We start from the raw sequence: 23363 nt of genomic DNA on the forward strand, positions 1-23363 counted from the left end.
TGACACAACGTCCGGACACCGCGGCCCGGCCGGACAGATCACGCGTTGCCGAAGCCGGGACCGCGGGCATGCTCGACAGACCGCAGCAGAACCGACGAGCAGGCCGGGAGACGAGCATGACCGCACTGTCGCCGCACCTTCGCCAGGCCACACCCGTGGTGGCCGTCCGGGGCGAGGGCGTCCACATCCATGGCGAGGACGGCCGCCGCTATCTGGACTTCACCGCCGGTATCGGCGTCACCAGCACCGGACACTGCCACCCCAGGGTGGTGGCCGCCGCCCGGGAGCAGGTGGGCACCCTGGTCCACGGGCAGTACACGACCGTCATGCACCAGCCGCTGCGCCACCTCGTCGACCGGCTCGGCGAGGTGCTGCCCGCCGGTCTGGACAGCCTGTTCTTCACCAACTCCGGCAGCGAGGCGGTGGAGGCGGCGCTGCGCCTGGCCCGCCAGGCCACCGGCCGGCCCAACGTCCTGGTCTGCCACGGCGGTTTCCACGGCCGGACCGTCGCCGCCGCCTCCATGACCACCTCCGGCACCCGTTTCCGGTCCGGTTTCTCACCGCTGATGAGCGGGGTGGTCGTCACCCCGTTCCCGACGGCCTACCGATACGGCTGGGACGAGGAGACCGCCACCCGCTTCGCCCTCCAGGAGCTCGACTACACCCTTCAGACGATCTCCTCGCCCGCCGACACGGCAGCCGTCATCGTCGAGCCGGTACTCGGCGAGGGCGGGTACGTCCCCGCGACCCGCGCCTTCATGGAAGGCCTGCGGGAACGCGCGGACCGGCACGGTTTCCCGCTGATCCTGGACGAAGTGCAGACCGGCGTGGGCCGCACCGGCCGGTTCTGGGGCCACGAGCACTTCGGTATCACTCCGGACATCCTCATCACCGCCAAGGGCCTGGCCAGCGGGTTCCCGCTGTCCGGGATCGCCGCCTCCGAGGAGCTGATGCGCAAGGCGTGGCCGGGCTCGCAGGGCGGCACGTACGGCGCCAACGCGGTGGCGTGCGCGGCGGCCTGCGCCACGCTCGACGTGGTACGCGACGAGAAGCTCGTGGAGAACGCCGAGGCCATGGGGGCACGGCTGCGCCACGGGCTGGAGACGGTGGCGGCCCGGACCCCCGCCATCGGGGACGTGCGAGGGCTGGGGCTGATGCTGGGCAGCGAGTTCGTCACCGAGGACGGCGACCCGGATCCGCAGACCGCCGCCCGGGTGCAGCGGGCCGCCGTCGACGAGGGCCTGCTGTTGCTGCTCTGCGGGGCCTGGAACCAGGTGGTCCGGATGATTCCGGCACTGGTCATCGACGAGTCGGCCGTCGACGAGGGGCTCCGGGCGTGGACGGCCGCCGTCGAGGCGGGCACGTCGGGAGCGGCGGACCGGTGACCGCCGCCGCCGTGCGCACGGCGGACCGGTGACCGCCGCCGTGCGCCGGACGGCGGCCCGCGCCGCGCAGACCGAGCCGGACCCCCGTGCCGGCCGACGAGGAGGGACCTCATGACCGACACACCGACCCAGTTGTTCGTCGGCGGTGCCTGGACGGACGCCGCGGACGGCGCCGTCATGCCCGTGGACGACCCCGCGACCGGCGAGATCATCTGCCATGTCGCCGACGCGGGCCCCGAGGACGCCCGGCTCGCCGAGGACGCGGCGGTCCGGGCGCAGGAGGCGTGGGCCCGCACGGCACCGCGGGCGCGCAGCGAGATCCTGCGCCGCGCCTACGAGATCATCCTCGACCGCACCGACGAGCTGGCCCGCCTGATGACGGCCGAGATGGGCAAGCCGCTGGCGGAGGCCAGGGGAGAGGTGGCGTACGCGGCGGAGTTCTTCCGCTGGTTCTCCGAGGAGGCCGTCCGCATCGACGGCGGTCACGGCATCCTCCCCGACGGACGCAACCGCATGCTCCTCTCCCGGCGCCCGGTCGGGCCCTGTCTGCTGATCACCCCGTGGAACTTCCCGCTGGCCATGGGCACCCGCAAGATCGGCCCGGCGATCGCGGCCGGCTGCACGATGGTGCTCAAGCCCGCCCCGCAGACCCCGCTCTCCAGCCTGGCCCTCGCCGCGGTCCTCGAGGAGGCCGGGCTGCCGGCCGGGGTGCTGAACGTCGTCACCACCTCCCGGGCCGGGGAGGTGTGCGAACCGCTCCTGCGCGGCGGACGGATCCGCAAGCTCTCCTTCACCGGTTCCACGCAGGTCGGCCGGCTCCTGCTCGCCCAGTGCGCCGACACGGTCGTACGCGCCTCGATGGAGCTCGGCGGCAACGCTCCGTTCATCGTCCTCGACGACGCCGACCTGGACGTTGCCGTGGACGGCGCGATGACCGCCAAGATGCGCAACATGGGCGAGGCGTGCACCGCCGCGAACCGCTTCTTCGTCCACCGCTCGGTGGCCGGGGAGTTCGCGCGGCGCCTCGCCCGGCGGATGGAGGCACTCGTCGTGGGCCCCGGCACCCGGGACGGCGTCGACGTCGGCCCGCTCATCGACACCGCCGGGCGCGCCAAGGTCGAGGACCTGGTGTCCGACGCGGTCGAGAGGGGCGCGCGAGTGCTGTGCGGCGGACGCACGCCCGAGGGCCCCGGCTGCTTCTACCCGCCCACGGTGCTCACCGACGTCAGTCCGGACAGCCGCCTGATGGGTACGGAGATCTTCGGTCCCGTCGCGGCGATCCTCACCTTCGACGACGAGGAAGAGGTGGTGCGCCGCGCCAACGACACTCCCTGGGGGCTCGTCGGCTACGTCTTCACCGAGGGTCTGGACCGGGCCCTGCGCGTCAGCGAACGCCTCGAGGTCGGCATGGTCGGGCTCAACACCGGGCTCGTCTCCAACCCGGCCGCGCCCTTCGGCGGTGTCAAGCAGTCCGGGCTGGGGCGGGAAGGCGGCGCGGTGGGGATCGAGGAGTTCCTGGAGTACCAGTACGTCGCGATGCCGGCCCGGTGACCACCCGGGCTTTGCATGGCCATGCGTTCTCATGCATACTCTTCCTATGTCCAAGGTCCTCACCTCCCTTCCCACCGGCGAGCGCGTCGGTATCGCCTTCTCGGGCGGCCTCGACACCTCGGTCGCGGTCGCGTGGATGCGTGACAAGGGCGCCGTCCCCTGCACGTACACCGCCGACATCGGCCAGTACGACGAGCCCGACATCGCCTCGGTGCCCGACCGCGCGAAGGCCTACGGCGCCGAGATCGCGCGCCTGGTCGACTGCCGTGCGGCGCTGGTCGAGGAGGGCCTGGCCGCACTCACCTGCGGGGCGTTCCACATCCGCTCGGGCGGGCGTGCCTACTTCAACACCACGCCGCTGGGCCGTGCCGTCACGGGCACGCTCCTCGTCCGGGCGATGCTCGAGGACGACGTCCAGATCTGGGGCGACGGCTCCACGTTCAAGGGCAACGACATCGAGCGGTTCTACCGGTACGGCCTGCTCGCCAACCCGCAGCTCAGGATCTACAAGCCGTGGCTGGACGCGGATTTCGTCACCGAGCTCGGCGGCCGCAAGGAGATGTCGGAGTGGCTCCTCGCCCACGACCTCCCCTACCGGGACTCGACGGAGAAGGCGTACTCCACCGACGCCAACATCTGGGGCGCCACCCACGAGGCCAAGACGCTGGAGCACCTCGACACCGGCGTGGAGACCGTGGAGCCGATCATGGGCGTGCGGTTCTGGGACCCGTCGGTCGAGATCGCCGCCGAGGACGTCACGATCGGCTTCGACCAGGGCCGCCCGGTGACGGTCAACGGCAAGGAGTTCGCCTCCCCCGTCGACCTGGTGATGGAGGCCAACGCCGTCGGCGGCCGGCACGGCATGGGCATGTCCGACCAGATCGAGAACCGGATCATCGAGGCCAAGAGCCGCGGCATCTACGAGGCGCCCGGCATGGCCCTGCTCCACGCGGCCTACGAGCGCCTCGTCAACGCGATCCACAACGAGGACACCCTCGCCCAGTACCACACCGAGGGACGCCGCCTGGGCCGGCTGATGTACGAGGGCCGCTGGCTGGACCCGCAGTCGCTGATGATCCGGGAGTCGCTGCAGCGCTGGGTCGGCTCGGCGGTCACCGGCGAGGTCACCCTGCGGCTGCGGCGCGGCGAGGACTACTCGATCCTCGACACCACGGGCCCGGCGTTCAGCTACCACCCGGACAAGCTGTCGATGGAGCGCACCGAGGACTCCGCGTTCGGCCCGGTGGACCGCATCGGCCAGCTCACGATGCGCAACCTCGACATCGCCGACTCGCGCGCCAAGCTGGAGCAGTACGCCGGGCTCGGCCTGATCGGCACCGCCAACCCCGCCATCGGCGCCGCCCAGGCCGCCTCGACCGGGCTGATCGGCGCCATGCCGGAGGGTGGTGCGCAGGCCATCGCCTCTCGCGGCGAGGTCTCCGGCGACGACGAGCTGCTGGACCGCGCCGCCATGGAGTTCGGCACGGACTGACCGGTCCCCTCGACACCCGCACCGGCAAGGGCCGGCTCGACGCCTACGGGCGTCGGGCCGGCCTCTTCCGTTTTACCCGTCAGTTTCTCCGCCCGGTGCATCACTTGCGTGCGCTGTGAGGTTCAGCCGCCGCCTTCACGCCCGGGCGGTGACGACCTGCCAGGCCAGACTCAACGCAAGTGCTCTGCAAACACCGCAAGCTGTTTACGTCCCAAATCCCGCCGCAACGGGGACCGTTGACAAACAGAAGACGCGATAGAAATCTGATGACGCACTTTCCGCAAAGAATCGACTGCCCTGCTCAATTGGCGCGCATGGTCGGTACTTTCCCTCGTCGCCGGCCTGTCGCGCTCCCCGACTCCCCACGGAACAGAGGACCCCCATGAGATGGAGATCCCTCGGCCGACGGTCGCTGACGGGCGCCGTCGTGGCCGGGCTGCTGACGGTCGGGCTGCTCCCGCTGCCCTTCGCGGCCGGCGCGCGGGCCGCGACGGCCGCCGCCGACGTCAACCTCGCCCTCGGTCGTCCGGCCACGGCGGGCGGCTCGCACGGCGCCTACCCGGCCGGCAACACCACCGACGGCACCCAGGCGTCCTACTGGGAGGGCCCGGCCGGCGCCTTCCCCCAGTGGGTCCAGGTCGACCTCGGCGAGGCCCGGAACATCGAACGGGTGGTCCTCAAACTGCCCGCCGGCTGGGAGAGCCGCAGCCAGACCTTGTCCCTGCAGGGCAGCGCCGACGGCTCCGCCTTCCACTCCCTCGCCGGATCGGCCGCACGGGCGTTCAGCCCCGACCGGGCCAACACCGTCGCCGTCGACCTCGCCTCCCCCTCCGACGCGCGGTACGTCCGCGTCCACGTCACCGGCAACACCGGCTGGAACGCCGCACAGCTCTCCGAGCTGGAGGTGTACGGCGAGGACGTGGTCACCGAGCCGCCTCCCACCGGCACCAACCTGGCCCGCAACAAGCCGGTCGAGGCCACCTCGTCGGTGCACTCCTACGTCGCGGCCAATGCCACCGACGACTCCGCCTCGACCTACTGGGAGGCCGCGGGCCACCCCGCCGACCTCACCGTGAAGCTCGGCGCCGACGCGGACGTCGGCGCCGTGGTCGTCAAGCTCGACCCGGACCCCGTCTGGGCCGCCCGGACCCAGAGCATCCAGGTCCTCGGCCGTGCCCGGGGCCAGAGCGACTTCACCTCGCTGCGCGCCCGCGCCGACTACTCCTTCAGCCCGGGCAAGGACAACACCGTGACCATCCCGGTCACCGGCCGCGTGTCCGACGTACGGCTCAGGTTCTTCTCCAACACCGGCGCGCCCGGCGGCCAGGTCGCCGAGTTCCAGGTCGTCGGCACCGCCGCGCCCGCTCCCGACCTGACCGTCACCGGGCTCGACTGGTCACCCGCCGACCCCTCCGAGCGGGACGAGGTCACCGTGAACGCCACGGTCCGCAACGCCGGCACCGCGCGCTCGGCGGCGACGACCGCCGAGGTCACCGTGGAGGGAACGGCCGCGGGCAGCGCGGAGGTTCCCGCGCTCGACCCCGGCGAGTCGGCCGAGGTCGCCGTCTCCACCGGCACCCACGCGGCCGGCAGCTACGCGGTCGCCGCGGTCGCCGACCCGCGCGACACGGTCGCCGAACTGGACGACACCAACAACAGCCGCACCGCCCCCGGCCGGCTGGTCGTCGACCGGGCCCCCGGACCCGACCTCGAGGTGCGCTCCCTCACCACCAACCCGGCCGCCCCGGCCGTGGGCGCCCGCGTCTCCTTCACGGTCGCCGTGCACAACCGCGGCACGAGCGCCGTCGGACCCGGCTCGGTGACCCGGGTCCAGGCCGGCTCCACCACCCTGAACGGCACCACCGGCCAGGTGGCGCCCGGCGCCACCGTGAACGTGCCCGTCAGCGGCACCTGGACGGCCACCGGCGGCGGCGTCACGCTCTCGGCCACCGCCGACGCCACCGACATCGTCACCGAGACCAACGAGAACAACAACGTGCTCGCCAGATCCCTCGTCGTCGGACGCGGCGCCGCCGTGCCGTACACGGAGTACGAGGCGGAGGACGGCCGTCACAACGGCACCCTGCTCACCACCGACGCCAAGCGCACCTTCGGCCACACCAACTTCGGCACCGAGTCCTCCGGTCGCAAGTCCGTCCGGCTCGACTCCACCGGCGAGTACGTCGAGTTCACCTCCACCACACCCACCAACTCCGTCGTGGTGCGCAACTCCGTCCCCGACGCGCCCGGCGGCGGGGGAGCGGAGACCACGATCAGCCTCTACGCCGACGGGGAGTTCGTACAGAAGCTGACCCTGTCGTCCAAGCACAGTTGGCTGTACGGCAACACCGACGACCCCGAGGGCCTCACCAACCGGCCCGGCGGTGACGCGCGGCGGCTGTTCGACGAGTCCCACGCGCTGCTGTCGAAGACCTTCCCGCAGGGCACCGAGTTCCGCCTCCAGCGCGACGCGGACGACTCGGCCGCCTTCCACGTCATCGACCTGATCGACCTGGAGCAGGTCGCGCCGCCGAAGAGCAAGCCGGACAACTGCACGTCCATCACCGAGTACGGGGCCGTCCCCGGCGACGGACTCGACGACACCGACGCCATCCAGCGCGCCGTCACCGCCGACCAGGAGGGCCGGATCTCCTGCGTGTGGATCCCGGCCGGGCAGTGGCGCCAGGAGCAGAAGATCCTCACCGACGACCCGCTCAATCGCGGCCAGTTCAACCAGGTCGGCATCCGCGACGTCACCATCCGCGGCGCCGGGATGTGGCACTCCCGGCTCCACACCCTGACCCCGCCGCACGAGGCCGGCGGCATCAACCACCCGCACGAGGGCAACTTCGGCTTCGACATCGACCACAACACCCAGATCTCCGACATCGCCATCTTCGGCTCCGGCACCATCCGCGGCGGCGACGGCAACCACGAGGGGGGCGTCGGTCTCAACGGCCGCTTCGGCAAGGACACCAAGATCACCAACGTGTGGATCGAGCACGCCAACGTCGGCGTCTGGGCCGGCCGCGACTACTCGAACATCCCGGAGCTGTGGGGCCCCGGCGACGGCCTGGAGTTCACCGGCATGCGGATCCGCAACACGTACGCCGACGGCATCAACTTCGCCAACGGCACTCGCAACTCCACGGTCTACAACTCGTCCTTCCGCAACACCGGCGACGACTCGCTCGCGGTGTGGGCCAGCAAGTACGTCAAGGACACCTCCGTGGACGTCGGCCACGACAACCACTTCCGCAACAACACCATCCAGCTCCCTTGGCGGGCCAACGGCATCGCGGTCTACGGCGGCTACGGCAACACCATCGAGAACAACGTCATCTCCGACACGATGAACTACCCCGGCATCATGCTCGCCACCGACCACGACCCGCTGCCCTTCTCCGGGCAGACCCTGATCGCGGGCAACGCCCTGCACCGGACCGGGGGCGCGTTCTGGGGCGAGGCGCAGGAGTTCGGCGCCATCACCCTCTTCGCGCAGGGCCAGGACATCCCGGGCGTGACCATCCGGGACACCGAGATCCTCGACTCGACCTACGACGGCATCCAGTTCAAGACGGGAGGCGGTGCGATGCCGGACGTGCGGATCACCGGCGTCCGCATCGACAAGTCGAACAACGGCTCGGGCATCCTCGCGATGAGCGGCGCCCGCGGCAGCGCCACCCTGACCGACGTCACGATCACCGACTCGGCCGAAGAGGACGTACGGATCGAGCCGGGATCCCAGTTCAGGATCGACCGGTGAGCCGGCCGGCGGTCCAGCCCGGGACCGCCGGCAGCACCCGCTCGGCGACGCGGAGGACCAGCGCGTCGTCGGGCGGCATCCCGTCCTCGCGCCAGACCGAGAGCTCGTAGGAGCCGCCGCTGTCCTTCGCGTCCCCGGCGACCACCAGGCTGCGGGCTGTGCCGCCGGGGCCGGCGCCCGCACCGTCACCGCCGAAAGTGATGGCGATGGTCTGGTTCGAGTAGAGCACCGCCGCGCGTCCCAGCACCTGCTTCACCTCCGCCACCTCGCCCAGGAGGTCGGCCGTCCCGGCGACCGGGAGATCGTCGTAGGACGCCGTGAGCTCCACCGTGTAGGTCTCGAACCTCACGGTCGCCCCGGGCGTCGGGATCTGCCTGCCGCCGGCCAGTTCGGTCGAGCTGTCGTTGCCGTAGGCGTTCCGCGCCGGCTCCTCGGGCGTTCCCAGGAGCGCCGGCAGGTCCGGTCGGTTCAGCGCCGTGCACAACTGAGCCCCCGACAAGCGCTTCGACGGCGGGGCGTCGCCCGTGTCCGAGCAGGTGGCCGGCTCGCGTGCCGCGGAGCCCTGCGCGTCGGCCCGCGCCAGGGTCCACATACCGCCTGCCAGCGCGCCGACCAGGACCACCGCGGTGATCGCCTGGGCTGCCGCGCCCATGCCCCTCTCGGGTCTCGCGGAATCGTCCGCCATGTCCCCTACCCCCCGTCTGACGTGCGCGTTCCTCGCGCGTCGCGGAGCCTATCCGGTGATCGTCCGGCGGGGAAGCGGGAATCGTCCTCGAGTCGTTCGGCGTTGAGTTCGCGGACCGCGCCGAGCGCGTCGCCGATCGTGGCGTAGTCCACCGCGATGAAGTTGACCGGGCTGCCGCGCTGTCGCTCGCAGGTGTGGGCCCGCTCCAGCACCCGCTGCCGGGAGTTGACGAGCCCGGCGTCCAGCCGCAGTCCGCCGCCGGCCGTGACGAAGTGGTTGAGCAGGAACAGCCGCTTGTCCGTGCCGCCCCGGTTCGGCAGGCAGGACATCTCGTCCGGGCTGCGGAACGCGAACGGGGTCTCCATGCCGTACCGGTAGAGGTTCCGGTACCACGGGGCGGGCCCGTCGGCCTTCTCCGCGAAGACGACCAGGCGCCGGCCGTCGTCGATCATGTCCTTGAGCTTCGGCCACGGGCGGCCCGGGTCCGGGTCCGGCTCGTACAGCAGATCGGTCAGTCCGGCCTCCAGGAAGGCGCTCTGGCTCGCCACGGAGCCGATGCCGTCCTGCAGGATCAGGGTGACGACCTCCGTGGGGTTCGCGCGCAGCCAGTCACCGATCTGGCGGAGCGCGGGCACCAGCTCGAGGGCGCCGGCGCCGCACACCGAGTGGCACAGCCACAGGCCGGGGTGAGGCGGGTTCACCCGCTCCAGGAGCCCGGTGAGCCGGCGGCGCAGGGCCGGGGAGAAGTCCGAGGTGCTCAGCCGGTCCGCGACCTCCTCGGGCCGTTCCCAGCGGTGGGTGTCGAGGAGTAGGACGCGCACCCCGGCGTTGAGCTGGCCGACGATGTCCGGGTCCTGCAGGGGGCCGATGAACCGGTCCGCCGTCGTGGCCATCGCGTTGTGCGACGCGAGCTGGGCGATCTCGTCGTAGCGGGCGTCGCACAACTCGGCGCTGCCCTGGCAGATGCGCGGTGAGGAGCCGGTGATCGCCACCGGCGCGAGCATCGTGCCGACGAGCGCGCACGCCGTGACGGCGAGGGTCAGGGCCGGACCGTGACGCGGATCGGTCAGGACCGGCACGCCTGGCCTGGTCTGCCAGACCCATCCGACGGTGATCAGCAGGGCGCCGGCGGCGAGCAGGATCACCGCGACGACGGTGGCCGTGGTCAGGAGCCGGTCGAGGGCGGTGGCCTGGACGTCGCCGAGGAGCTCCGACGCCGCCGGGGGCCACGAGGACGGGGTGCCGAACAGCGCGTCCCCCAGGGTGAGACGCAGGAGGAGCACCGTCAGGGCCAGCAGCGAGGCGGCGGCGGCCGGTACCCAGCCGAGGGGCATCAGCCGGCGCTTGGCGGGCGAGGGCGTGGAGAACCACAGCAGGGTGAGCGCGGCGGCGCAGAGCACCGCGGCAGCCGGTTCCACCACCTCCTGGAAGAGCCGGGTGACGCCACGTGCGCGGTCCACCGGGGCCAGCGCCTCCTGCGAGGGGTCGAGTTCGACGGTGATGACCCAGGTGCCCTGGTTCGCCTCCCGCAGCAGCTCCGCGGCGGCTGCCCGGACCTGGTCCGTCAGTGCGACCGGTGCGATCGCGGCCAGGGCCGGGACCACGTCCCCGCGGTCCAGTGCCGTCTGCACGGTTGGTCTGACGTCGGCGCGTGCGGCCCGGGGCACCAGCCGCATCAGCGCGTCCGTGGCCGCGACCGCCTGGGCGTGGCTGAGCGGCAGGGACGGCAGGCCCTCCAGCGGCGCCTCGCCGGCCACCACCTGCGCCGTCAGTTCGGACAGGCGTTGCACGAAGGCCTGGAAGTCGGGTTCGGACCGCTGCTGCAGGGCGGCGACGGCATCACCGAAGTAGGCCCGGCTGAGCCGTTCGACGTTGGCGACGACGGGCTCGAGGTCGACCGTGATCCGCAGCCGGTCGCGGTCGCCCTCCAGATAGTGGATCATCTCGGTGATCTGCCGGTCCCCCATGGCCCGCAGCGTCTCCGGAGGGATCACGACCTTGAGGTTGGAGGTGATGGTGGACTGCGGAACGGGCAGCCGGTCCAGCAGTTCGCGGGCCAGTGGCGTACTGCCCGGGTCGACCAGCACCTCGTCGTAGAACCGCTGGTAGGCCCGCTCGTCCTCCAGTACCTGCCCGTAGAACTTCGGATCGAGCACGGTGCTGCGCACGACGGCGGCCGAGGCCAGAACGGTCAGGCTCAGCACCGCGACGCACCAGACCAGCACCTCGACCCAGGGCGAGCGCCGAACCAGTCCGTCCATGGCCCCATTCTCGTGTCGGCCGACCGTCGTGCGACCCGGCGTCCGAGCGGAGAACGCCACCACACTCATGCCCCGGCCCGGTCGGCCGATGCCGGTCAGCCTCCGCTCGGCGACGCCTCCTGCGCGACGGTGCTCCGCTGAGGGTGTACGCAGTGCCAGCGATGTCCCGCGGTACCGTCCGTCACCGCCGGGAAGGCGGTGGCGCACGCGTCGTCCGCCTTTCAGCAGCGGGTGCGGAACGGGCAGCCGGACGGTGGGTTGGCGGCCGAGGGCACCGGGCCGTGCAGGACGATCCGCTCGGTGCGCTCCGGCAGGCTCGGCGTGGCGGAGAGCAGGGCCTCGGTGTACGGGTGGCGCGAGGCGCCGGAGCCCCGACGGCAGTACCTTCGCCGACCTGGTAGCGGCGGTCCACGCGGCCGGTGCCCAGGTCATGGCCGACGTCTCGACTCTGGAGGAGGGCCGGGAGGCCGCCGCACAGGGCGCCGACCTGGTGTCGGCGACCCCGTCCGGCTACGTCCCGGGCTCCCCGCGGCAGTACGCGCCCGATCTGCGGCTCGTCGCCGAACTGGGCCGCCGCGGTCCGCGTCGCGGTGGTCGCCGAGGGCCGTGTAGCGACCCCCGCCCGGGCCGCCGAGGGCCGTATAGCGACCCCCGCCCGGGCCGCCGAGGGCCGTATAGCGACCCCCGCCCAGGCCGCCGAGGCGCCGGCCGCGGGCGCGTCGAGCGTCGTCGTGGGCACCGCCGTCACGGCGTCGACCGCGCTCACCCGGCTTTTCGTGGACGGTCTCACGTCCTGACCCGGCACGCGCGAGGGGCGGTGGGACACGACGTCCCACCGCCCCTCGCGCACATCCGCCGCGGATCAGACCGCCGGGGCCGGGTACGTCGGGTACTCCACCCCGGAGACGTGCTGCACGACCCGCACCACCTGGCAGGAGTAGCCGAACTCGTTGTCGTACCAGAGGTAGAGGATCGCGTTGTCGCCCTCGACCTTCAGCGCACCGGCGTCGACGATCGAGGCGTGGCGCGAGCCGATGAAGTCGCTGGAGACCGCGTCGGGGGCGCTGATGAAGTCGATCTGGCGCTTGAGCGGCGAGGTCAGCGACACGTCGCGCAGGTGGTCGAGGACCTCCTCGCGGCCGGCCTCGCGGGCCAACTGGAGGTTGAGGATCGCGATCGACACGTCCGGCACGGGGACGCGGATCGAGCTGCCGGTGATCTTCGCCTTGAGGTCCGGGAGGGCCTTGGCGACGGCGGAGGCGGCACCCGTCTCGGTGATGACCATGTTCAGCGGTGCGCTGCGGCCGCGGCGGTCCGACTTGTGGTAGTTGTCCAGCAGGTTCTGGTCGTTGGTGAACGAGTGGACGGTCTCCACGTGGCCGCGCAGCACGCCGTACTCGTCGGCCATCGCCTTCAGCGGCGGGACGATCGCGTTGGTGGTGCAGGACGCGCAGGACAGGATTCGCTCGTCCGGCTTGATGGTGTGGTGGTTGACGCCGTGGACGATGTTGGGGACGTCGCCCTTGCCCGGCGCGGTCAGGACGACCTTGTCGATGCCGGGACGCAGGTGCTTGGACAGGCCCTCGCGGTCACGCCACTTGCCGGTGTTGTCGATGAGGATGGCGTTCTTGATGCCGTACGCCGTGTAGTCGACCTGCGTCGGGTCGTCGGCGTAGATCACCTTGATCGCGTTGCCGTTGGCGAGGATCGTGCTGTTGTCCTCGTCGACGGTGATCGTGCCCTGGAACTGGCCGTGCACGGAGTCCCGGCGCAGCAGTGAGGCGCGCTTGACGAGATCCTGTTCGCCGCCGCCCCGGACCACGATGGCGCGCAGCCTGAGGCCGTTGCCCGAGCCGGCCTTCTCGATGAGCAGGCGGGCGACGAGCCGGCCGATGCGGCCGAAGCCGTACAGGACGACGTCGCGCCCCTCGCGCCGGTCGATCTTGTTGGCGCCCGTGGCCCCGGCGACGGCGTCGGCGGTGAACTCCTCGACCGTGAGCCCGCGGTCGTCGCTCTTGTAGGTCGCGGCGAGCATGCCGATGTCGATCTGCGAGGGGCCGAGGTCGAGCGTGGTGAGGGCCCGCAGGAAGGGCATCGTCTCGGTGACCGACAGCTCCGCACCGGCGATCTGGCGGGCGAAACGGTGGGTCTTGAGGATGCTGACCACAGACTTGTTCACCAGGGAACGGCTGTGCAGCAGGATCGTGACGTCCTGCTCCCGGTGCAGCTTCCCGATCATCGGGATCATCGATTCCGCGATCTCTTCGCGGTTCTTCCAGTTGGTGAACGAGTCGTCGTTGGCAGTCACGTCTCTATCTTTCGAGCTAGGCGGCGCTCATATGCTAACCCGACCACTCTTCTGATCGATCAAGTGGGCCCTCCGGTGATCAGATGAGTGCCGTTAGGGTGGTTCACATGCACTCGACCCGGGTCTCCTGTCGTGTGAACGCCCCGCGCTCCGCCGTGTACCGCGCGCTGCTGGACGCGGACGCCGTCGCGGCGTGGCGGGCCCCGGACGACATGACGGCGCGGGTGCACGCGTTCGACGCCAGTGAGGGCGGTGCCTTCCGCGTCTCGCTCACCTATGAGGAGCCGACGCGGGCCGGGAAGTCCGGTGCGCGCACCGACACCTACCACGGGTACTTCGCGCGGCTCGTCCCGGACGAACAGGTCGTGGAGGTCGTCGAGTTCGAGTCGGCCGACCCCGCCTTCCAAGGGGCCATGACGATGACCACCACGCTCACCGAAGCGGACGGTGTCACGGAGGTGGTCGTGGACCACGACGGCCTCCCCGATGCCGTGCCCGCCGCGGACAACGAGACGGGCACGCGCATGGCCCTGGCCAAACTGGCCGCACTGGTGGAGGCCGGCGGGCGTCCGGAGTGAGGCCGCCGGGCCTCGGGTCTCAGCGGGTGCCGCTCCAGGAGTGGGCGACGTCCACCACGACGCGGCCGTCCAGTGCCAGCACCCGGAAGGGCAGCCGGGCGCGGACCCCGAGCCCGATCTGTGTCTCGCCCTCGAAGCTGCCGGCGAACCGGGTGTCCCTGAAGGTGCGGTATCCGGTGAGGTCGACACCCGGCAGGGGTCGGCCGGCCCGGCCCGGATACGTGGCGGCGCCGGTCTCGGGGCGGTATCCGGGCGCGGCGACCCGGACCTCCAGGACGGCCCCGCCGCCCACCGCGATCGGGCGGCCGGAGCCGTCCTGGTGCAGCCGGTCCGCGTACCGGACGAAGTGGCCGAGGCGGTCGGCGCTCGCCCCGGGCACGTCGACGACCAGCCGGTCGAAGCACGCGTGACGCCCGGTCCTCACGTCCTTCACCGGCGTCGTCGTGCCCGCGACGCGGGCCTTGTCGCGGCTGTCCCAGCCGGTGGGGCAGGCCGTGGTGTGCGCGGCGCTCCGCGCGTCGGCGACCGGGGCCGCGTCGGCCGCGGCCGTGGCCGTCCCCAAGGCGGTGCCCGCGAGCACCACCGCCACCCATGCCGCTCTGCTTCGTCGCATTGTGTCCCCCGGGGTTGCCTGTGCCGGTATTGGATGAGACGAGCGGATTGACCGGAAGGTTGCGGTGCGAGCGGGCGCTTCGGGTGTTCCTGGGGGGCGCGTGCGTCGACCGTGCGCCACCCCCGGGGCCCCGGGGGTGACGCGGCACCGCTTGCTCCAAGGTGGCACGGTCACCTCGCGCGGCTGCCGAAAATGGTCAGGTTTGCCGCCTGTGCGGCCTTGTCCATCGAATTGGCCCGAACTCTCGATTGCCTCAGCGCCCGGCGTCGAACATGATTGCGCCAAGGACGATCGGGTACGCGAGCCTGAACCGCCCCGTGGCCGATCATCGGGGCGGGCACCACCACCGCCGCTACCAGGGATCTGCCATGGAAACACCCGCGAACGACAACACCGTCTCGCCCGCCCAGCGGGCGCTGGACGTACTCGCCGAGAACACCGAGGACACGGCGGCGCTCGACACGCTCGCGAGCAGCGACGTCCTCGTCCCGGTGCCCGACGACGCGAACGCCCAGGACGCCGCCGACCCCGGGATGCTGGCACTGCCGGTACTGGAACAGCAGGGCGGCCGCCAGGTGGTGCCCGTGTTCACCTCGGAGCTGGAGATGGCCGACCTGCTGCCGTACGTCTCCCGCTACCGCATGGTGCCGCTGGGCGCCCTCGCAGCGCAGTGGCCCGCCGACGACCTGTCCCTGTCCATCGACGCGGGCTCGGAGCACCGCCTCACGCTCACGTCGGACGGCGTGCGCACCCTGCTGGCCCGCCCCTGAGGGCGGGGGCCTCTCCCTAGGGGCGCAGGTCCTCTTCGTCGCCGAGCATGCGGGCCAGCGCGGCCCGCTGCAGCGGCAGTACCTCGGTGTGCAGGTCCCGGCCGGTTCGCGTCAGGGTGACGTACACACCGCGCCGGTCCTCCGCGCACATCGAGCGCTCCACCAGCCCGTCCTTCTCCAGCCGGGCGATGAGCCGGGACAGCGCGCTCTGACTCAGGTGGACGCGGCCGACCAGGTTCTGCACCCGGCACTGGGCGCCCTCCTCGGGCGCCTCGGTGACGAGGATGTCGAGCACCTCGAAGTCGCTCGCGCCCAGACCGTGCGGGTGCAGCACGCGGTCGATCTCGCACATCGTGCGCGCGTGCACCGAGAGGATCTCCCGCCACCGCTCCTCGAGCCGCGCACCGGCCGTCTTGACTGCCATACCTGCACGGTAGCACCGAAGCGGCTGTTCCTTGAGTGTGCAACTAGTGTGCGCGCAAGGACCAAGGGGCCGGTGGAGAGGGCGAGGGGCCCCGCTCAGCCGAGCCCGCTCCACCGGCTCCGTCGGCGGTACCGCCGCCGGGTCGTCCCCGCCGATCCGGACCGGCGGTACCCGGACCATCTCCGCGCCCGCCGCCGGACCCGCTACCGGCGCGACGAGGTGCGGATCGCCGAGGTGGCGCGGGATCGCCGAAATGGCGCGGGATCGCCGAGGTGGCGCGGATGTTCGAGAAGGGCTGATGGAGCGGAGGCCGCGCGCGGCCCCCCGGAGGAGTGACCCGGGGCCGGGCCGGCGTTAAGCTGACCTCAGCCGCGGCCCTGGTGCCCGCGGCGCGGCGGTGGGGCCCGCCGTACCCGAACCGCGGCGGTCGCCGCCAACGGTCCCTACTTGCGAACGGGGGCATTCCCCTGCCCGGCGAGTAGGAGACGTACGACCGATGACAGCCCCGAACACCGAGAGCGTCGCCGTCCGGCCCGCCTGGCGCGTCCAGGCACCGGTCGTCCTGGCGATCTCCGCCGGTGGCGGCACGGGCGCCGCCGCCCGTTACGCGGCCTCCCTGTGGTGGCCGACGCACACCGGTGGCTTCCCCTGGACGACCTTCTGGGTCAACGTCGCCGGCTGTGCCGTGATCGGCGTGTTCATGGTGGTCATCACCGAGGTGTGGGTGGCCCACCGCCTGGTCCGGCCCTTCTTCGGCACCGGAGTGCTCGGCGGCTTCACCACCTTCTCCACCTACGCCGTCGGCAGCCGGAACCTGTTCGCCGCCGACCAGGTCCGCACGGGCCTGGCCTACCTCGCCGCGACCCCCCTCGCGGCACTCACGGCGGTGTGGCTCGCCGCATGGGCGGCCCGCCGCGCCCTGAAGTGGAAGCAGCCATGACGAGGCTGACCGGCGCAGCTCTGCGCGTCACCGTCTTCGTCGGCGAGAACGACACCTGGCACCATCGCCCCCTGTACTCGGAGATCGTCCACCGGGCCCACGCGGCGGGCCTCGCGGGCGCCAGCGTCTTCCGCGGCGTCGAGGGCTTCGGTGCCTCCTCGCTGATCCACACCACCCGGCTGCTGTCCCTGAGCGAGGACCTGCCGGTGGCCGTCGTCATCGTCGACACGGAGGAGCGGGTACGGGACTTCCTGCCGCGGCTCGACGAACTCGTCACCGAGGGCCTGGTCATCCTCGACGACTGCGAGGTCATCAGATACGTCGGCCGGAGCGGGACAACCGCCGGGACCGGCGAACCGGAGACGAAGGGCAAGAGGCCGTCGTGAACTGGCTGCTGGTCGTCGTGGGCGGCATGGTGGGCGCCCCGCTCCGCTACCTCACCGACCGAGCGGTGCAGTCCCGGCACGGTTCGGTCTTTCCCTGGGGCACCTTCACGGTGAACGCCGTCGGCTGTCTGGTCCTCGGCCTGCTGTCCGGCGCGGCACTCGCGGGGGCCGCGGGCTCCGACCTGCGGCTACTGCTCGGGACCGGGCTGTGCGGTGCCCTCACGACGTACTCGACCTTCTCCTACGAGACGCTCCGGCTGACCGAGACCGGAGCCCGCCTCCTGGCCGCCGTGAACGTGGCGGCGAGCGTGGCGGCCGGTCTGGGGGCGGCGTTCGCGGGGGTGACACTGGCCGACGCGCTCCGGGCCTGACGCCAGGCACCGACGCGCGTGTAGTAGGACTGGCCGGAGGAGACCTGGCCGCGGAAGACCTGGCCGCGGGAGGTCAGGTCACGGGAGGCCAGGTCGCAGGAGACCTGACCGCGCAAGACGGGGGGCGTCGGAAACCTGGCCACCGGATGACCGGCTCCCGCCACGGCTGTCGCCCCGCGTCCGCAGCCCCGAGCAGAACGGGATCCCATGAGCGTCATCAGCATCGGCCAGGCCGTCGTCCTCGGAGCCGTCGAGGGGGTGACCGAGTTCCTTCCGGTCTCCTCCACCGGCCACCTCAAGATCGTCGAGGGGCTGATGGGCATCCCCGTCGACGACGACGCCGTCGTGGGGTTCTCGGCGGTCATCCAGGTCGGTGCGATCGCCGCCGTGCTGGTCTACTTCTCCAAGGACATCACGCGGATCCTCACCGCCTGGGTGCGCGGGCTGACCGACCGCGAGGAGCGCTACCACCACGACTACAAGTTCGCCTGGTGGGTCATCTTCGCGACGATCCCGATCGTGCTCGTGGGCCTGGCCGCCAAGCCGCTGATCAAAGGACCGCTCGCCTCGCTGTGGGTGGTCGCCGGTTCGCTGATCGTCGGCAGCGGCGTGATGTGGGTGGCGGACCGCACGGGGCGGCACAAGCGGGGCGAGGACGACACCTCGTTCAAGGACGCGATGCTGGTCGGCGGCTCCCAGATCCTCGCCCTGCTCTTCCCGGGCTTCTCCCGTTCCGGTGCCACCATGTCCACCGCCCTGATGCTCGACCTGGACCGGGTGGCCGCCACGCGGCTCTCCTTCTTCCTCGGCATCCCGGCCCTGACCGGCGCCGGCCTGTACGAGCTGAAGGACGCCCTGGGCACGGGGGCGGGCGCGGCCCCCCTCGCGGTCGGCACCCTGGTGTCGTTCGTGGTCGCCTACGCCTCGATCGCCTGGCTGCTGAAGTTCGTCGCCAAGCACTCCTTCAACGCCTTCGTCCTCTACCGGATCGCGGTCGGCGTCCTGCTCTTCGGGCTGCTCGGCGCGGGCGTGCTGCGGAGCTGACCGCCGTGCGCCGGCACCCGGCCCGCCCTCGCCGCTCAGCGGGCGTCGCGCAGCGGTTGCCCGACGCTCCTGAGGTGCCGCAGCGCCTCACGGTGCGAGGCGAGCAGGCCCGTCTGGCAGTACGGGACGCCCAGCTCGGCGCAGTACCGCTCGGTGATGACCTGGGCCCTGCCGAGGGCGGGCGTCGGCATGCTGGGGAACAGGTGGTGCTCGATCTGGTAGTTGAGGCCGCCCATGAAAGCGTCGACGAGTACACCACCGCGGACATTGCGGGAGGTGAGGACCTGGCGGCGCAGGAAGTCGAGCCGCGTGCCCTCCTCGATCATCGGCATGCCCTTGTGGTTGGGCGCGAAGACCGAGCCCAGGTAGATGCCGAACAGTCCCTGGTGCACGGCGATGAAGGCGAGCGCCTTGCCGGGGGAGAGGACCGTGAACAGCCCGCCGAAGTACAGGACGAAATGCGCGACGAGCAGCGTGCCCTCGAGAACCGGCCGCTTCATGGACGGGCTGCGCAGTGCCCTGAAGCTGCTGAAACTCAGATTGAGGCCTTCCAGCGTCAGCAGCGGGAAGAACAGGGCGGCCTGGTGTTTCCCGACGAAGCGGGGAAGCCCCTCGGCCTTGCTCGCCTGACGCCGTGACCACACCAGGATGTCGGGGGAGACGTCCGGGTCCTTCCCCTCGTGGTTGGGATTCGCGTGGTGGCGCGTGTGCTTGTTCATCCACCAGCCGTAGCTCATGCCCAGCAGCAGGTTGGCCACCAGGAGGCCGCCGGTCTCGCTGGGACGCCGGCGCGAGAAGACCTGCCGGTGGGCGAGGTCGTGGGCCGCGAGTCCGAGCTGGCCGAAGACGACGGCCAGCGCCACCGCGACGAGGAGCTGGCTCCAACTGTTCCCCAGCGTGAGAAAGGCGGCGACACCGCCCCCGAGCGCGAGGGCGACGGCACCGAAACGGAGCGTGTAGTAAAGCGGGCGGCGCCGGAGCAGCCCCGCGTCGGTAATACGCCGTGAGAGTTCGGAAAAGTCGCTTCCCTTTTCGCGTCCGTTCTCGTGTCCCTTTTCCCGCTCGCGGGTGGGCAGGCTCTCGATGAGCACCGTTGGATTCGCCATGTACCTCAGTATGTGAACGGCGCCCCGGCCGCAGAATGGCGTCTGCCCCCGAAGGCGGGGTGTGGCTAGCACCACCCCCGGTCCCGCGGTCCTGCCTTGACAGCTCTCCGGCCCGGCCCACAGGATCGACCCGTGAACCTGTCAGACAGCCATACAGGTGGCTCGGTCCCGCGGCGCGTCAGCGCCATGGAAGCGGTGCTCGGCCACCTCCGCGGCGCCATCGAGCGCGGCGAGTACGCGATCGGTGACAAGCTCCCCTCGGAGGCGGAGCTGTGCCGCACCCTGGAGATCTCCAGACCGGTACTGCGCGAGGCGCTGCGCGCCCTGCAGACCATGGGGCTGACCGTCTCCAGGACCGGCAAGGGCACCTTCGTCGTGGCCAGTGCCGTCGAGGACCCCACCTTCGGCGACTACACGGCCGGCGACCTGCTGGAGGTACGCCGCCACGTCGAGATCCCGGTGGCCGGCTACGCGGCCCGGCGCCGCACCCCGGAGAACCTCGACCACCTCGCCCACCTCCTGGACCGCATGGAGCGGGAGACGGACACCACCGCGTGGGTCGCGATGGACACCCTCTTCCACCTCACGGTGGCCGAGGCCGCCCAGAACCCGGTCTTCCGCCGGGTCATCGAGGAGATCCGCGACGCGCTGGCCCGCCAGTCCGCCTTCCTCAACGAACTGGGCGGCCGGCGCGACCAGTCCAACCGGGAACACCGGGCCATCGTCGAGGCACTGCTCGACGGCAGCGACCACGATGCGGAACGGGCCATGGCCCACCACCTCGACCGCGTCGAGACCACCCTGAGCGACATCGTGCGCCCCACCCGCACGGACACCCCCACGGAAGGCGCACCCGAGGCGTGAGCGAGCACCGACAGACGCAGGCGACCGCGCCGGCCCCCGACCCCCGGGCCGTGGCATACGGCGGTTCCCCCGCGGACCCGCCCCCCGTCCGCGAACCCCTCCACACCCCCGTCGCCCACCTGGTACGCGGCGGTGTCGTCGAGGGCGTCCACTACGGCTCCGTCGTCGTCCTCGGCCCGGACGGAGAGATCCGGCTGCGGCTCGGGGACGTCGAGGCCGCCTGCTACCCGCGCTCCGCGCTCAAGCCGGTCCAGGCCGTCGCCATGGTCCGCGCCGGGCTGCCGCTGGACGGCGAACTGCTCTCGCTCGCCGCCGCCAGCCACTCCGGCGAGGAGCGCCACCTCGCCGGCGTCCGGCGCGTCCTCGAACTCGCCGGACTCACCGAGAGCGACCTGCGCAACGTCCCCGACCTGCCCTTCGACCCGGTCGTCCGGGACTCCTGGGTCGGGCAGGGCCGCCTCCCGTCCCGGCTCGCCCAGAACTGCTCCGGCAAGCACGCCGCCATGCTCTACACCTGCGTGCTCAACGGCTGGTCCCTGGACGACTACCTCGACCCCGGCCACCCGCTCCAGCAGGCGATCGCCGAGATCGTCGAGGACCTCACCGGGCAGCGCGTCGCCCGGGTGACCGTCGACGGCTGCGGCGCGCCCCTGTTCGCGGTCTCCCTGCACGGTCTCGCCCGCGCCGCCGCCCGCCTCACCACCGCCGTCCCCGGCACCCCGGAGGCCCGGGTGGCGGACGCGATGCGGGAGCACGCCGAGATGGCCTCCGGATCCGGCCGGGACGTCGCCGCCTTGATGCGGGCCGTGCCCGGGCTGCTCGCCAAGGACGGCTTCGAGGGAGTCCAGGTCGCCGCCCGGCCCGACGGCAGCGCGATCGCCGTGAAGATAGCCGACGGGGCCGACCGCGCCCGCGTCCCGGTCGCCGCGGCGGCACTCGCGCGGGCGGGTGTCACCCCGGAACTGCTCACGGAGTTCGCGGGTGCGCCGCTGCTCGGGGGCGGGGAGCCGGTGGGATGCCTACGTCCGGTGCCCGCACTGGACCCCGCACCGCTCGCCTCGTGCGCCTAGGCTGGCGCGGATATGCGGGGGCGGCCGGGCCGCTGCCGGTGCGCGCACCGGGAGAGGCCGCTCGCCGCACGTGACGGGGCCGCGATCCCACCTGTGTGCGGCGTGCCGCGACCCGGTCTGCGCCCGGCGTGCCGCACCCCGCCTGCCGGGGCCCGGCCCTGCGCGCGTCGTGCGCGACCCGGCCTGCGCGTCGGCTGCCGGGGCCCGGTCTGCGCGCGGGCCTGCCGGGGCTCGGTCTGCGCGCGGGTCTGTCGCGACCACATCTGCGTGTGGCCTGCCGGGGCCCGGCCTTGCGTGCGTCGTGGGCGACTCGGCCTGCGCGTCGGCTGCCGGGGCCCGGTCTGCGCGCGGGCCTGCCGGGGCTCGGTTTGCGCGTGGGTCTGTCGCGACCGCATCTGTGTGTGGCCTGCGGGGGCCCGGCCCTGCGCGCGTCGTGCGCGACCCGGCCTGCGCGTCGGCTGCCGCAACCCATTCGCGCTCCACCTGCCGCCCGGCGCGGCAGAGGCACCCTCGCCGAGCGCTGCGCCGACGGCATCACCGCCGGCACCGAGGTGCCGCCCGCGACCGTCGATGACTCGACGGGCATGGCCACCGCGCTCGATCCGCGCCCCGGCGGTACGGCGGCGGCCGAGATCGCCGAGAGGGCCGTGCCGAGCGGGCGCGGGGTCGCCGAACCCGTGCCGGGGCGGGCCCGCGGCCTCCCCGGTCGGCTCACCGCCCTCGCCGCGGCCGGAGGGTCCTGGCGGGCGAACGGCACCACGACCGCCCGGCCGCGCGCCGGAACCGGCCCGGAGGAAGAATGGCGATCATGAGTACGCGGACGACCTTCCAGCCGGTCCTCGAGCGCATCGCCGAGGAGATCGAGCGGACCCCCGGCAGCGGCCGGCCCGCCGACTACATCCCGGCGCTGGCCGCCTGCGATCCGCGCCGCTTCGGCATGGCGGTCGCCGAGCCGGACGGCACGGTGTACGGGGTGGGGGACTGGCGCGAGCCCTTCTCCGCGCAGTCCATCACCAAGGTCTTCACCCTCGCCCTCGACCTGTCCCGCGAGGGCGACGCCCTCTGGGAGCACGTGGGCCGCGAACCGTCCGGCAACGCGTTCAACTCCCTGGTGCAACTGGAGTACGAGAACGGCATCCCGCGCAACCCGTTCATCAACGCGGGCGCCCTCGTCGTCACCGACCGCCTGCACACGCGTACCTCGGACGCGGCGGGCGAACTGCTCGCCTTCCTGCGCGCGGAGAGCGGCAACCCGGAGCTGACCTACGACGAGGAGGTCGCCGCCTCCGAGACCGCGCACGGCGACCGCAACGCCGCCCTCGGCCACTTCATGGCGTCGTACGGCAACATCGACAACCCCGTGCCCGTCCTGCTGGAGCAGTACTTCCGCCAGTGCTCCGTCGCCGCGTCCTGCGCGGACCTGGCCCTGGCGACCGGGTTCCTGGCCCGGCACGGCATCCGCGCCGACGGCACCCGGCTGCTGAGCCGCAGTCAGGCCAAGCAGGTCAACGCGGTGATGCTGACCTGCGGGACGTACGACGCGGCCGGCGAGTTCGCCTACCGGGTGGGGCTGCCGGGCAAGAGCGGGGTCGGCGGCGGCATCATCGCGGTGGTGCCGGGCCACTGCACGCTGTGCGTGTGGAGCCCCGGACTGGACGAGCGGGGCAACTCGGTGGCCGGGGTGGCGGCGCTGGACCGCTTCACGACGCTCACTGGGCTGTCGGTCTTCTGAACGGCCGCCCGGGCAAC

Annotated in this window: 20 protein-coding genes and 2 pseudogenes; 15 read left to right on the plus strand and 7 right to left on the minus strand. The window is 72.2% G+C overall.

From position 1 onward, the window contains the following. The first annotated feature begins 116 nt into the window (after window positions 1–116). The 4 genes from B1H29_RS32935 to B1H29_RS32950 all read left to right on the plus strand — a co-directional run bounded on the left by B1H29_RS32935 (window position 117) and on the right by B1H29_RS32950 (window position 8194). The gene (locus B1H29_RS32935; protein WP_055420475.1) at window positions 117–1385 is read left to right on the plus strand and encodes an aspartate aminotransferase family protein; all 1269 of its coding nucleotides are present in this window, start codon (window positions 117–119) and stop codon (window positions 1383–1385) included. A gap of 111 nt (window positions 1386–1496) precedes the next feature. Next, complete coding sequence (locus B1H29_RS32940) at window positions 1497–2936, plus strand: NAD-dependent succinate-semialdehyde dehydrogenase (protein WP_055420474.1); 1440 nt, start codon at window positions 1497–1499, stop codon at window positions 2934–2936. 46 nt (window positions 2937–2982) lie between these two features. After that, on the plus strand, window positions 2983–4428 hold the full coding sequence (gene argG, locus B1H29_RS32945) for an argininosuccinate synthase (RefSeq protein ID WP_055420473.1): 1446 nt from the start codon (window positions 2983–2985) through the stop codon (window positions 4426–4428). Window positions 4429–4810: 382 nt separating this feature from the next. Continuing rightward, complete coding sequence (locus B1H29_RS32950) at window positions 4811–8194, plus strand: CARDB domain-containing protein (protein WP_055420472.1); 3384 nt, start codon at window positions 4811–4813, stop codon at window positions 8192–8194. Here the strand turns inward: B1H29_RS32950 and B1H29_RS32955 are convergent. The 3 genes and pseudogenes from B1H29_RS32955 to B1H29_RS32965 form a co-directional block, all read right to left on the minus strand. Next, complete coding sequence (locus B1H29_RS32955; RefSeq protein WP_055420471.1) at window positions 8178–8879, minus strand: DUF6215 domain-containing protein; 702 nt, start codon at window positions 8877–8879, stop codon at window positions 8178–8180. The genes B1H29_RS32950 and B1H29_RS32955 overlap by 17 nt on opposite strands. 5 nt (window positions 8880–8884) lie before the next feature. Continuing rightward, window positions 8885–11140, minus strand: a complete 2256-nt coding sequence (locus B1H29_RS32960; protein ID WP_055420470.1) for a PI-PLC domain-containing protein — start codon at window positions 11138–11140, stop codon at window positions 8885–8887. Between the two features lie 95 nt (window positions 11141–11235). Next, window positions 11236–11508: pseudogene (locus tag B1H29_RS32965) on the minus strand (oligopeptide/dipeptide ABC transporter ATP-binding protein); the annotation flags it as partial. Here B1H29_RS32965 and B1H29_RS39620 point away from each other — a divergent pair. After that, window positions 11502–11937: pseudogene (locus tag B1H29_RS39620) on the plus strand (hypothetical protein); the annotation flags it as partial. The pseudogenes B1H29_RS32965 and B1H29_RS39620 overlap by 7 nt on opposite strands. A 65-nt stretch (window positions 11938–12002) precedes the next feature. On the opposite strand, the gene B1H29_RS32975 reads toward B1H29_RS39620, so the two are convergent. Further along, on the minus strand, window positions 12003–13448 hold the full coding sequence (locus B1H29_RS32975) for a glyceraldehyde-3-phosphate dehydrogenase (RefSeq protein WP_055420468.1): 1446 nt from the start codon (window positions 13446–13448) through the stop codon (window positions 12003–12005). A gap of 107 nt (window positions 13449–13555) precedes the next feature. On the opposite strand from B1H29_RS32975, the gene B1H29_RS32980 reads away from it, so the two are divergent. Then, window positions 13556–14026 carry an SRPBCC domain-containing protein gene (locus B1H29_RS32980; protein WP_055420467.1) on the plus strand — a complete coding sequence of 157 codons (471 nt, stop codon included), beginning with the start codon at window positions 13556–13558 and terminating at the stop codon, window positions 14024–14026. A 19-nt stretch (window positions 14027–14045) separates the two neighbouring features. Here the strand turns inward: B1H29_RS32980 and B1H29_RS32985 are convergent, their stop codons facing one another. Then, complete coding sequence (locus B1H29_RS32985; protein ID WP_055420466.1) at window positions 14046–14639, minus strand: AMIN-like domain-containing (lipo)protein; 594 nt, start codon at window positions 14637–14639, stop codon at window positions 14046–14048. A gap of 368 nt (window positions 14640–15007) precedes the next feature. On the opposite strand from B1H29_RS32985, the gene B1H29_RS32990 reads away from it, so the two are divergent. Continuing rightward, window positions 15008–15409 (plus strand): SseB family protein, encoded by a 402-nt coding sequence (locus B1H29_RS32990; RefSeq protein WP_055420465.1) that lies wholly within the window; start codon window positions 15008–15010, stop codon window positions 15407–15409. A 16-nt stretch (window positions 15410–15425) separates the two neighbouring features. Here B1H29_RS32990 and B1H29_RS32995 read toward each other — a convergent pair whose 3' ends face one another. Further along, window positions 15426–15833: a MarR family winged helix-turn-helix transcriptional regulator gene (locus tag B1H29_RS32995; protein WP_055420464.1), complete on the minus strand. Its 408-nt coding sequence runs from the start codon at window positions 15831–15833 to the stop codon at window positions 15426–15428. 496 nt (window positions 15834–16329) lie between these two features. Between B1H29_RS32995 and crcB (B1H29_RS33005) the strand changes: the two genes are divergently transcribed. The 4 genes from crcB (B1H29_RS33005) (at window position 16330) to B1H29_RS33020 (ending at window position 18574) form a co-directional block, all read left to right on the plus strand. Beyond that, window positions 16330–16773, plus strand: a complete 444-nt coding sequence (gene crcB / locus B1H29_RS33005) for a fluoride efflux transporter CrcB (RefSeq protein ID WP_055420463.1) — start codon at window positions 16330–16332, stop codon at window positions 16771–16773. Continuing rightward, window positions 16770–17159: a DUF190 domain-containing protein gene (locus tag B1H29_RS33010; protein ID WP_055420462.1), complete on the plus strand. Its 390-nt coding sequence runs from the start codon at window positions 16770–16772 to the stop codon at window positions 17157–17159. The genes crcB (B1H29_RS33005) and B1H29_RS33010 overlap by 4 nt, the downstream gene beginning before the upstream one ends. Then, entirely contained in the window at window positions 17156–17530 is a 375-nt protein-coding gene (crcB, locus tag B1H29_RS33015) for a fluoride efflux transporter CrcB (RefSeq protein WP_055420461.1), read from the plus strand. The genes B1H29_RS33010 and crcB (B1H29_RS33015) overlap by 4 nt, the downstream gene beginning before the upstream one ends. Window positions 17531–17737: 207 nt before the next feature. After that, window positions 17738–18574: an undecaprenyl-diphosphate phosphatase gene (locus B1H29_RS33020; protein ID WP_055420460.1), complete on the plus strand. Its 837-nt coding sequence runs from the start codon at window positions 17738–17740 to the stop codon at window positions 18572–18574. A gap of 35 nt (window positions 18575–18609) precedes the next feature. Here B1H29_RS33020 and B1H29_RS33025 read toward each other — a convergent pair whose 3' ends face one another. Further along, window positions 18610–19680 (minus strand): fatty acid desaturase family protein, encoded by a 1071-nt coding sequence (locus tag B1H29_RS33025; RefSeq protein ID WP_199832409.1) that lies wholly within the window; start codon window positions 19678–19680, stop codon window positions 18610–18612. Window positions 19681–19866: 186 nt separating this feature from the next. Between B1H29_RS33025 and B1H29_RS33030 the strand changes: the two genes are divergently transcribed. The 4 genes from B1H29_RS33030 to B1H29_RS33045 all read left to right on the plus strand — a co-directional run bounded on the left by B1H29_RS33030 (window position 19867) and on the right by B1H29_RS33045 (window position 23346). Next, window positions 19867–20544: a FadR/GntR family transcriptional regulator gene (locus tag B1H29_RS33030; protein WP_055420458.1), complete on the plus strand. Its 678-nt coding sequence runs from the start codon at window positions 19867–19869 to the stop codon at window positions 20542–20544. Between the two features lie 50 nt (window positions 20545–20594). Beyond that, on the plus strand, window positions 20595–21614 hold the full coding sequence (locus B1H29_RS33035; RefSeq protein ID WP_055420904.1) for an asparaginase: 1020 nt from the start codon (window positions 20595–20597) through the stop codon (window positions 21612–21614). 374 nt (window positions 21615–21988) lie between these two features. Beyond that, window positions 21989–22426 carry a hypothetical protein gene (locus B1H29_RS40080; RefSeq protein WP_159027866.1) on the plus strand — a complete coding sequence of 146 codons (438 nt, stop codon included), beginning with the start codon at window positions 21989–21991 and terminating at the stop codon, window positions 22424–22426. Then, window positions 22414–23346 (plus strand): glutaminase, encoded by a 933-nt coding sequence (locus B1H29_RS33045; protein WP_055420456.1) that lies wholly within the window; start codon window positions 22414–22416, stop codon window positions 23344–23346. Before B1H29_RS40080 ends, B1H29_RS33045 begins: the two co-directional genes overlap by 13 nt. Window positions 23347–23363 lie beyond the last annotated feature (17 nt).

The sequence above is a fragment of the Streptomyces pactum genome (assembly GCF_002005225.1).
In the GTDB taxonomy this organism is placed as follows: domain Bacteria; phylum Actinomycetota; class Actinomycetes; order Streptomycetales; family Streptomycetaceae; genus Streptomyces; species Streptomyces pactum_A.